The 10380-nt window shown below is 75.1% G+C and carries 5 protein-coding genes and 1 pseudogene; 2 read left to right on the top strand and 4 right to left on the bottom strand.

Annotation, left to right across the window (positions count from 1 at the left end; all coding sequences use genetic code 11):
* Positions 1 to 191, bottom strand: a 191-nt coding sequence (locus AB0399_RS39505) for a hypothetical protein (RefSeq protein ID WP_366414573.1), incomplete at its 3' end; no start/stop codon positions are given.
* On the opposite strand from AB0399_RS39505, the gene AB0399_RS39500 reads away from it, so the two are divergent.
* Together AB0399_RS39500 and AB0399_RS39495 are read left to right on the top strand one after the other, a co-directional pair.
* Positions 181 to 402, top strand: a complete 222-nt coding sequence (locus AB0399_RS39500; RefSeq protein WP_328472806.1) for a hypothetical protein — start codon at positions 181 to 183, stop codon at positions 400 to 402. The genes AB0399_RS39505 and AB0399_RS39500 overlap by 11 nt on opposite strands.
* A gap of 72 nt (positions 403 to 474) precedes the next feature.
* The gene (locus tag AB0399_RS39495) at positions 475 to 3471 is read left to right on the top strand and encodes an AAA family ATPase (protein WP_329361894.1); all 2997 of its coding nucleotides are present in this window, start codon (positions 475 to 477) and stop codon (positions 3469 to 3471) included.
* Positions 3472 to 3934: 463 nt separating this feature from the next.
* Here AB0399_RS39495 and AB0399_RS39490 read toward each other — a convergent pair whose 3' ends face one another.
* From AB0399_RS39490 to AB0399_RS39480, 3 genes and pseudogenes are all read right to left on the bottom strand, one after another.
* Positions 3935 to 5278 (bottom strand): cysteate synthase, encoded by a 1344-nt coding sequence (locus AB0399_RS39490; RefSeq protein ID WP_366414571.1) that lies wholly within the window; start codon positions 5276 to 5278, stop codon positions 3935 to 3937.
* 29 nt (positions 5279 to 5307) lie between these two features.
* Positions 5308 to 10023 carry an amino acid adenylation domain-containing protein gene (locus AB0399_RS39485; RefSeq protein ID WP_366414572.1) on the bottom strand — a complete coding sequence of 1572 codons (4716 nt, stop codon included), beginning with the start codon at positions 10021 to 10023 and terminating at the stop codon, positions 5308 to 5310.
* Between the two features lie 81 nt (positions 10024 to 10104).
* A pseudogene (locus AB0399_RS39480) lies at positions 10105 to 10317 on the bottom strand (hypothetical protein); the annotation flags it as partial.
* Positions 10318 to 10380 lie beyond the last annotated feature (63 nt).

Genomic DNA, 10380 nt, shown 5'->3' with positions numbered 1-10380 from the left:
TCGGCCGCGACGTAAGGATTCAGCAGGGTGTCCTCGTAGTCGGTGATGAGCTGCCGGCGCAGCGCGTCGGCCTCCTCCGGGGTGGCCGCCTCGGCTTCGCTTCCCGTGTTCCCTCGGTACTGCTGTTGCAGTCGCCGGCCTCGTGACCGCCCACCCCGGCCCTTCGAAGGAGAGCATCCGATGAGCGACAACGCCCTCGTCAACGTGTGGAAGAACCCCGCTGCCCGGAACGGGGCCGTCGTCGCCCACCCAGCGGGCGCCATCCGCCTGGGCACGGGTGCGGTCGTCGGCCGCCGCGCCCAGTTGCTGGCCGGCCTGGCCACGATGGAGGAGGAGCCCTCCACCGTGTTTCCCACCTACTCCCTGACCTTCACCTCCATGTGCGACCCCGGGGGTTACTGACCGCACCGGAGGAACCGACGAGCGTTCCCCCCGCCCCTGGCAGATGATCAGAGCCGGAGATACCCTCCGTTGGTGCTCATCACATCACCAACGGTGATCGGGCGCGGCGCTGAACTCGCCGTGCTCGACGCGAGTCTCGCCGCTGCCCGTGAAGGGGACGGCCGGGCGGTGTTCCTGCTCGGCGAGGCCGGGATCGGCAAGTCGCGCCTGGCCGCGGAGTGCGCGTTCCGCGCGTTCACCCGCGGCCTGGCGGTGCTGCGCGGCCGGTCCGGGGCCGCCAGCGGCGCCGCCGCGCCCTTCCGCCCGATCGCCGAGGCCCTGCTGTCGTTCGTCCGGCTCGGCGGCCTGCCCGAGGACGCCGAACTCGCCCCGTACCGTTCGGCGTTGGGCGGCCTGCTGCCCGAGTGGCGCGCCACCGGGCACCCGGGGGCGCCGGCCTCGCCGGTGGAGACGGCCGAGGCGATGCTGCGGCTGCTGGTCACCATCGGACGGGACCTGACGCAGCACCGGCACCCCGGTTGCCTGCTGGTCCTGGAGGACCTGCACGACGCCGACACCGAGACCCTCGCCCTCATCGAGTACCTGTGCGACAACCTCCGGGGGCAGCCGATCTTCCTGCTGGCCACCCTCCGCCCGGAGCCAGGACCGGCCGAGCAGTTGGCCCGGCAGGTCGCCCAGCGCCGGTCCGCGGTCCTCGCCGAACCGCGCCCGCTGACCGGCGAGGAGGTCCGGGTGATGGCCGAAGCGGCCCTCGCGGCCACCGGACCGCCGCCGCACGAAGCGGCGGTCGGGCTGCCCCAGGAGGTGGTCGACCGGCTCGCCCGGGACGCCGACGGCAACCCGTTCGTCGTCGAGGAACTGCTCAGCGGCATGATCAGCGCCGACGTGCTGCGCCGCGGGCCGGCCGGCGGCTGGCAGGTCTGCGGCGATCTGGACATCGATGTCCCCCGGACCGTCGTGCACAGCGTCTCCCAGCGCTCCGCCCGGCTCAGCCCGGACGGGCGGGCCCTGCTCAACAGCGCCGCCGTGCTCGGCCGGCGGTTCTCGCTGGCGGTCCTACAGGCGGTCAGCGGGCTGCCGGACCGCGACCTGCTGGTCCATCTGCGGGCCGGCATGGACGCCCACCTCATCTCGCCCAGCCGTCCGGTGGGCGACTGGTACGAGTTCCGGCACACGCTCACCGCCGAGGCTCTCGTCGCCGCGCTGGTGCCCGCGGAACGCGCCGCGATCGCGGCCCGGGGCGCCGACGCGATCGAACGCGCGCACCCCGGGCTGCCCGGTGAGTGGTGCGTCCTGGTCGCCGCCCTGCGGCAGGCGGCCGGGGACGCCCGGGCCGCCGCGCTGCGCTTCGCGGAGGCCGGCCGGTCCGCACTGGACAGCGGCGCCGTCAACTCCGCCGTGTCACTGCTCGAACGGGCCCTCGACCTGCTGCCCGGGGCCGACCAGGCCGCCGAACGGGCGCCGCTGGTCGAGCAGTTGGTGTACACGCTGGTGGAGAACGGCCAGCTGGACCGGGCCTGCGCCCTGGCCGACGAGTTGCCGGAGGCCGGTCCTGGCGCGCTGGACGCGGTCCGGGCCGCCACCTTGCAGGCCCGGATCGCCTGGGCGGCCGTGACGGCCGCGCGGTTCGAGGACGCCGCGGGGCGGGTGCGCCAGGTCCGCCAACTGCTCCGGCTGGTTCCCGACGGCGACGGCCCGTCCGCCGGCGCCGCGCTGGGGCCGGCGGTCAAGATGGTCGAGGCCCATCTGATCCTCTCCGGCGTGCGGGAAAGCGGCGGCGACCGCACCCACGAGGCGGAACGGCTGGCCCGGCAGGCCGCGGACGGCGCGGAGCGCGCCGGGCTGCCGGAGATCGCCTGCCAGGCATGGCAGTTACTCGCCGTGCTGGCCCGCCGGCACGGCTTCGAGCAGTCCGACACGTACCTGGAGAAGTGCCTCGTGCTGGCCAACGAGCACCGGCTGACCGCGTGGCAGCTCGACACCCTGATGTGGCTGGGCGTCAACGACTTCATGCGCACCGGCTCCTCCGCCCGCCTGGAGCGGGCCCACCGGGCGGCGCTCGGCCACGGCGCGCTGGCACTGATGTACCGGGCCGAGGCCGCCATGGCCATGCAGCAGGTCCTGCGCGGCGACTACGCCGGGGCCCAGGAGCTGGCCGACCGCTGCGCCGAGGGCACCGCGCGGCTGCGGGACGCCGACAACCACCAGTTCGTCCTGCTCACCCGTGTGGCGCTCGCCGCCCACCAGGGGCGGCGCCGGCAGATGGAACGGGAGCTGGCCGAGTTCCGCCGCTGGGGCGGTGAGCAGTCGCTCCAGTCGCCGCAGGCGTTCGGCAGCCGCGCCATCTGCGCGCTGCTGGAGGAGGACCAGGAGCGGGCGCTGCGCGAACTCGACGAGGCGTTCGCCTGGGAGCAGGGCAACCCTTCCGTGCACTACCTCAACGGCCGCTACGGACTGCGGCCGCTGCTGCGCGCGCTGACCGGGCAGGCCGGCCCCGAGGAGCACGCGGAGATCGTCGCCGACCCCTCCGCGGCGCTCCCCTGGAACCGGCAGTTCGAACGGCTCGCGTTCGCGGTGCACGAGGGCCGGGCCGGCCGCGGAGCGGCGGCCGAGGCCGCGGTGGCGCAGGCGCAGGAAGCGGGCGAGCCGTTCCTGATGGCCCGCCGGCTCGGCCAGCGGCTGGTGGCGCCGGTGGCGCTGGCCGACGGCTGGGGTGACCCGGTGGGCTGGCTGCGCGACGCCGAGGAGTATTTCTACGGCGCGGGCGTGCCGGCCGTGGCCAACAGCTGCCGCGACCTGCTGCGCCGGGCGGGCGCGACCGTCCGGCAGCGGCGGGACGGAACGCCCGGCGTACCGACCCAGCTGCGACGCCAGGGGCTGACCGCACGCGAGTACGAGGTGTTCTTGCTGCTCGCGCCGCGCCTGGGGAACCAGGAGATCGCCGAGCGGCTGTACATCTCCCCGCGGACGGTGGAGAAGCACGTCGCCAAGCTGCTCGCCAAGACCGGCCGGCCGCACCGCTCGGCCCTGTGCGACTACGCGACCGAACTCATCGCGCAGCTCCACTGAGCCGGCCGCGAAGCGTACGCGCGCGAGGCGTACGAGCACGGGGCGTACGAGCGCGGGGCGCGGGTCAAGCGGCGGCCGACCCGCCCGGGGCGTCGGCCCCTCTCCCCTCCCGCCGACCGCCACCGCCGGCCGGACCGGCGTCATCAGATCGAAGGTGGCGCACTCCTCCGGCAGCCCTCGTTGCCAGGCAGCAGCACCGGGCCGGCCACCGCGGCTCCGAGCGGGGCAACGCCCGTGCCGCGCAGGGGGTACGGGCCCGTCGCGTGCTGATCCGTCATCGTCCGTCCCGCTCTCTCTCGCGCTTCCCTGCCTCGGCGTGGAAGGAGACGCGCCGCGGGGACCTCGGCCACCGGCGGCTCCCCGCCGCGCCGCGGGATCTCTCGCCACGGCCACTCGTATCGCCCTTCGTGGACATGTCGCGTCCGCTCGCGCGGCGTGCCGGGCCGGGCGGCCTGCCGCGCGCTCAGGCGGACGCCTCCGCCGCCGGGAACAGGTCCCGGACCCGCTGGAGGGTGCCGGGGGATTCGAGCGTGGCGGGGTCAAGGCGCAGGACCGGTCGGGGGGCGAGGCCGTCGCGTGTCGCGGCGGACAGCCGGGCGCGGCCGCCGCCGGTGATGTTCAACAGGACGCGGGCGCCCCTGGGCACGCGGCCCTCCCGCACGGATCGGCCCAGGCAGGCGAGGGCCACCGCCGCCGCGGGTTCGATGTCGATCCCCTCGGTCCGCGCGAAGAGTTCGGCCGCCGCGCGGGCCGCGTCGCCGGGGCAGTGCAGGACGTCACCGCCGCTCGTGCGCAGCGCCTCCTCGATGCCTCCGGTGAGGGCGTACGGCGGGTGCTGGTTGACGAGTTCGTCCGCGTACACCCGGCCGGTCGCGGCGCGGCGCTGCCGCTTGTCCACCGGGCCGCGCGCCGCGGCGCCTTCGTGCCACAGCCGGTGCACCGGTGCGACGCCCTCGTTCTGGCAGATCAGCAGCCGCGGTGTCGCCGGGCCGTAGTGGCCGGAAGCGATCAGCCGGGTGGCCGCCTCGTGGACCGCGATCGCCCCGACCGCGCTGCCGACGGCCTGGACGTAGACCTCCGGCAGCGCGCCCATCGCCTCGACCGCGGACAGCAGGACCGTGGCGAGACCGTCGCGCCGGGCGACGTTCCACGCCCCGCCCACGGCCCGGAACCCGGGTAACGCCGAGACCCGTTCGGCCAGTTCGATGGCGTCGTCGTAGTCGCCGCCCGCGATCGACACCAGCCGGACGGTCGGCGCGAGGTCGGGGACCGCGGCGAACCGGTGCAGTCCGCTGTCCGGCACCACGAGCAGGCACTCCACCCCGGTCCTGGAGAACACGGACGCGAACGCGGCGGCGGTGTTGCCGACGGACGGCACCACGAGGACCGGGGGACGCTCGGGCAGCCGGCCGAAGACGGCGTACGCCTCGAGTTCCTTGAACGTGCCGGTCCGCAGGTCGGCGCCGCGTTCCGGCCAGTAGCCGTTGAACGCGATCCACAGGTCGTCGAGCCCGAGCGCGCGCCCCAACTCCTCGCCGCGGTAGACGACCGTCCGGCCCGCCCCGGGAAGGGTGCGGACGACCGGCAGCCAGCGCCGGTAGCGGTACAGGCCGTCGGCCGCGGGGCTCACCGCGAGTTCCCGGTCGTGGTAGCGGGTGCGCAGCAGCGCCGGCGCGTGGCTCCGCGGGCAGCGCAGGGTGAGTCCGTCGTCGGCCATGGTGTGGCCGCAGGCCCGGCAGACCAGGTCGTAGTGGCGTGCGGTGTGCGTCGGGACCGTGCTGTTGCGGACAACGTCCTTCGCGCTCACGGGTGTTCCCTCTCCTCGGGCGGTCGGCATCACGCACCGCTCTCGTGGGCGTCCTCCGGCGGCCTCGGCAGGAAGCCCGTCTCGATGAAGTACGTGAGGTACTGGTGCAGCAGCGCGGACCCGACGGGGGCCCCGACGAGCGGGGTTCCGGCCAGCCCCCGCAGGAGGTTGCGCCGGTCGGCCCGGAGCCGGTACGCCCCGGTGGCGGGCCGCGGAGCGCTGTCCAGCAGCAGGGCGGCGTGCAGCGACGTCCGTTCGGAGACGGGCGTCCTCGCCGCCGCGTCCGCGAGCCGCTGCCGCCACGCGTCGTACGGGACGGGCTCCAGGCGATAGCCGAAGGCGGCCACCCGGTCCAGCACGGTCGCGGTCCCGGTCGCGGCCGGCGCGGCGATGTTGTAGACCGTGCCGTCCGCCCGCCCGCCGAGCGCGAGATGGGTGAACGCCTTGGCCACGAAGTCCACCGGGACCAGGTTCGCCTGGAAGTCGACCTCCGTGGCCGGGCGTGCGCCCAGCTCGACGCAGGCCCTGACGAAGTGCCAGAGCGCGTCGTCGCCGCTCACCACGTTGCTGCGGGAGTCGCCGCTGACGTGCGCCGGGCGGTGGACCGCGGTCGGGATGCCCCGTTCGTGCGCGAGGCGGAGGATGCCCTCCGCGACCCACTTGCTCGCCGCGTAGCCGCTGAACTCCAGCAGGGCCGGGTCGCTGCGCCATGCCTCGGGCAGGACCTCGGGGTCGCCGGGGCCCGCGATGGCGGTGCTGAGCGTGGAGACGTAGTGCACCGGCTTCACCCGGTGCAGGGCCGCCAGCCGGCAGATCTCGCGTACCGCCAGCACGTTGGCGTTCCTCAGCCGCGCGTACGGTTCGGTGAGGTTGACCCGGGCGCCGTTGTGGAAGACCGCCTCGACCTGGCGCGCGAGCCGGTCGAAGCGCTCCGGCGGCAGTCCCAGGAGGGGCTGCTCCAGGTCCCCCGGGACGGGGACGATCCGCCCCGCGAACCGCTCCTCCCACAGTCCGTACCCGTCCAGGGTCCGGTGGACCCGCTTCAGGGCCTGCCCCGGATCGGCCGCGCGCACCAGGCAGAAGACGTCCGCTGCCGTGCGGTCCAGCACCTCGCGCAGGATGAACGCGCCGAGGAACCCGGTGGCGCCGGTGAGCAGGACGCTGCGCGGGGCCCGCCCGTCCGGCACCCGGGGCGTGTGCCCCTCGGCGGTGACGGCGGGGTCGAGGTGGACGTCGGCGATCAGCCGGTCCGCGGCGGCGGGCAGGCGTGTCGCCCCGGCCGCCGGGGCCGCGTCCAGCAGCGGCGCGAGCGCGGCGACGGTGTCGTGGTCGAAGATCACCTTCAGCGGAAGGGCCGCGGCCAGGCGCTCGTTGACGATCCCGACCAGCCGGGTGGCGAGCAGCGAGTGGCCCCCGAGGACGAAGAAGCTGTCGTCGATGCCGACCCGCTCGACGCCGAGCACCTCGGCGAACAGCGCGCACAGTTCCGCCTCGCGCCGCGACCGCGGCTCCCGGCCGGTCACGTCGGCCGGGTACGCGGGCACGGGCAGGGCCCGCCGGTCCAGCTTCCCGTTCGCCGTGAGCGGCAGCGCGTCCAGCACGACCACGGCGGCGGGCACCATATGGGCCGGCAGCCGGTCGGCGACGGCCGCCCTCAGCTCCGCGGCGCTGACGTCCGCGCCGGGGGCGGCCGGGACGACGTAGCCGGTCAGGCGCTTGTCCCCGGGCGTGTCCTCCCGCACCACCACCACGGCCCGGGAGACCCGGTCGTCGGCGAGGAGGGCCGCCTCGATCTCGACCGGCTCGATCCGGAAGCCGCGGATCTTGACCTGGTGGTCGGCCCGGCCGACGAATTCCACCAGCCCCTCGGGGCTCCACCTCACCACGTCGCCGGTGCGGTACATCCGCTCCCCGGACCGGTGGGGGTCGGCGACGAAGCGCTCGGCCGTCAGCGCGGCCCGGCCGAGATAGCCGCGCGCCACATGGGCCCCCGCGACGTACAACTCGCCGGGCACACCCGGTGGGACGGGGCGCAGCCACGCGTCGAGCACGTACACCCGGGTGTTCCAGTAGGGGCGTCCGACCGGCACCGCTCCCCGCGGTGTCGGGGTGCCGGGCGCCATCCGGTGGTCGAGGCAGTTCACCGTCACCTCGGTGGGGCCGTAGGCGTTGACCACGACGGCGTCCGGGTGGCGGCGGCGCCACGGGTCGAGCGCCTCGCCGGTCAGCGCCTCCCCGCCCACGATCAGCGTGCCCGACGGGGACGCCCCGGGCGGCAGCGCCGCCAGCAGGGGCAGGTGCGAGGGGGTCACCTTCATGTACGACGGCCGCGGTCCGAAGACCACCTCCTCGTCCAGGTCCGCCAGCCGTACCGCCCCGCCGGAGACCAGCGGGACGTACAGCGCGGTCACCGTCGCGTCGAACGAGATCGAGGCGTGGAGCAGTGCGGTGCCGCCCGCCACGTCGCCGTGCACCGCACGTTCCCGGGCCAGGTAGGCGACCACCGACCGGTGTTCGACCACCACGCCCTTGGGACGGCCGGTGGAGCCGGAGGTGTAGATCACGTACGCGGGGTGCTCCGGCCGCGGCCGGCTCCGGCGCTCGGTGTCGGTGAGCGCGTGCGTGCCCGCGGCGGCCAGCGCGGCGCGGACCCCGGGCGTGCCCAGGACGATCCGCGGCGGTGCCCCGGGCCCCTCGGGAAGCGCTGCCTCCAGCCGGTCCGCCACCGACGTGTGGGTGAGGACGGCGACCACCCCGGCGTCGGCGGTCGTGCTCGCGATCCGCTCCGCCGGGTACGCGGGGTCGACGGGCACGTAGGCGCCGCCGGCCTTGAGCACCGCCAGGTAGGCGACGACCAGCGCGGCGGAGCGGTTCATGACCACCGCCACCCGCGACTCGGGCCGCACTCCCCGGGCGAGGAGCAATCGGGCCAGCGCGTTCGAGCGCTCCTGGAGTTCGGTGTACGTCAGCCGGCCGTCCTCCGACACCACCGCGACGGCGCCGGGGGTACGGGCGGCCTGCTCGTCGACGAGTTCCGGCACGGTGGCGGCGGGCACCTCGCGGGCCGTGTCGTTCCACTCCACCAGGACCCGGTGCCGCTCGGCCCCGCCCAGGACCGGAACCCGGCCCAGCGGGGTGCCGGGGTCGGTCTCCAGGGCGGACACCACCCCCTCGGCCGCGGTCAGGAACAGGGTGCGCACGCAGTCGGGGTCGATCGGCTCCGCCGCCTGCGCGACGACCACGAACCCCGTACCGAGGTCGTCCACGGCCACCGTGAGGGGGTAGTTGGTCCGCCCCTTCGCGGAGAGGACCTCGACGCCGTCGAAGAGCCCGCCGACCTGGCGGCCGGCGTCGCTGTGGCGGTAGTTGAAGAGGGCGGTGAACAGCGGTGCCGGTGCGGCGACGCCGCTGGCGCGCTGGGCCACCGCGAGGGGCGCGTGCTCGTGGACGAGCAGGTCGGCGAGTTGGGCCCGCATGGCGCCGACCGCTTCGGTCACCGTCACGCCCCGGACGCGGGCCCGTACCGGCAGGGTGTTGATGAACAGGCCGGGGACCCGGTCGGCTCCGGCGCCGGCCCGCATCCGGCCGAAGAGCACGGTGCCGAACACGACGTCGTCGCGTCCCGAGACGGCGGCCAGCGTGCGTGCCCAGATGACGTGGAAGACCGTCGCGGGACTGACGCCGTGCCGGCGGGCCTGCTCCCGCACCCGGGCCGCGAGTGCGTCGTCCACCGCGCCCCGGGCCTCGCTGACGGCGCCGACGTCCCCTCGGGCCCGCTCCACGCCGAACGGCGCGGTCGGCTCGGTGACGTCGCCGAGGAGTGCCGCGAAGTGCGCCTCGTGCTCCTTGCTCGGGGTGCCGAGCCGGGCCTGCGCGACGAAGGCGCGGTAGGGCAGCGGTGCGGGCAGCGCGTCCTGGCGTCCGGCGAGCACCTCCCGTACCTCGTCCAGCATCACCTCAAGCGCGGTGTGGTCCTGGATGATGTGGTGCATCCGCAGCACCATGATCCACCGGCCGCCGGCCGGCTCCGCCGTGATGTGCGCGTCCATCAGCGGGGCACGGCCCAGGTCCAGGGCGGTCCCGGCGGCCTCGGCCAGCAGGCGCGCCGCGTCGTCGCCGGCCGCCGGGCCGGCCTCGACCTCGGTCACCTGGATCGCGGCGTGCCGGTGCACCACCTGCACCGGGTGGGGCAGGCCCTGCCAGGCGAGGGCGGTGCGCAGCACGTCGTGCCGGTCGACGACGTGCTGCCAGGCGGCCACGAAGGCGTCGAGGCGGGCCCGGGAGTCGAACCTCAGGACCTGGTGGAGAAGGTAGGGGTCGTGGCCGTCCCGGGCCGCCAGCCGGTGGTGGAAGAAGAGCCCTTCCTGCAACGGGGCCAGCGGGTAGACGTCCGCCACGTTCGCGGCGCCGCCGGGCACACCGGCCACCGCGTCGGCCAGCTGGCGGGCGGTCAGCCCGGCGAAGGGCACCATCCGGGGGGTGATCGCCGTCGCCTGCGCCGGAATCAGGCACGGTGGCACCACGACCTCGTCGCGGACCTCGGCTGCGGCCAGCCGGGCCACGGTGGGCGCCGCGAACAGGGTGCGGACGTCGACCGAGATGCCCCGGGTCCGCAGCCGTTCCACGAGCGCCACGGCGAGCAGGGAGTGTCCGCCGAGGTCGAAGAAGTCGTCGTCCACGCCGACCCGTTGCACCCCCAGCACCTGGGCGAAAGCCGAGGACAGGATCTCCTCCCGCACCGACACCGGACCCCGACCACCACCACGACCCGACCCCGACCCGTAATCCGGAACCGGCAACGCCCCACGATCCAGCTTTCCGTTCACCGTCACCGGCAACGCACCCAAAACCACCACCGCCGCCGGCACCATGTAATCCGGCAACAACCCCCGCACAAAACCCCGCACCCCCTCAGCGAAACCCAAACCCCCAACACCCTCGGAATCCGCCACCACATAAGCCACCAACCGCTTGTCCCCCGGCACATCCTCCCGCACCACCACCGCCGCCTCCGCCACCCCCTCACACCCCACCACCACCGCCTCCACCTCAGCCGGCTCCACCCGAAAACCACGAATCTTCACCTGGTCATCCACCCGCCC

It is taken from the genome of Streptomyces sp. NPDC088194, from assembly GCF_040702025.1.
Classification (GTDB): domain Bacteria; phylum Actinomycetota; class Actinomycetes; order Streptomycetales; family Streptomycetaceae; genus Actinacidiphila.
This window is presented reverse-complemented; position numbering and strand designations above follow the sequence as displayed.

Bases quoted from the DNA above. Each gene is read 5' to 3' on its own strand.
- AB0399_RS39500 (WP_328472806.1), top strand. From the start codon at position 181: ATGAGCGACAACGCCCTCGTCAACGTGTGGAAGAACCCCGCTGCCCGG.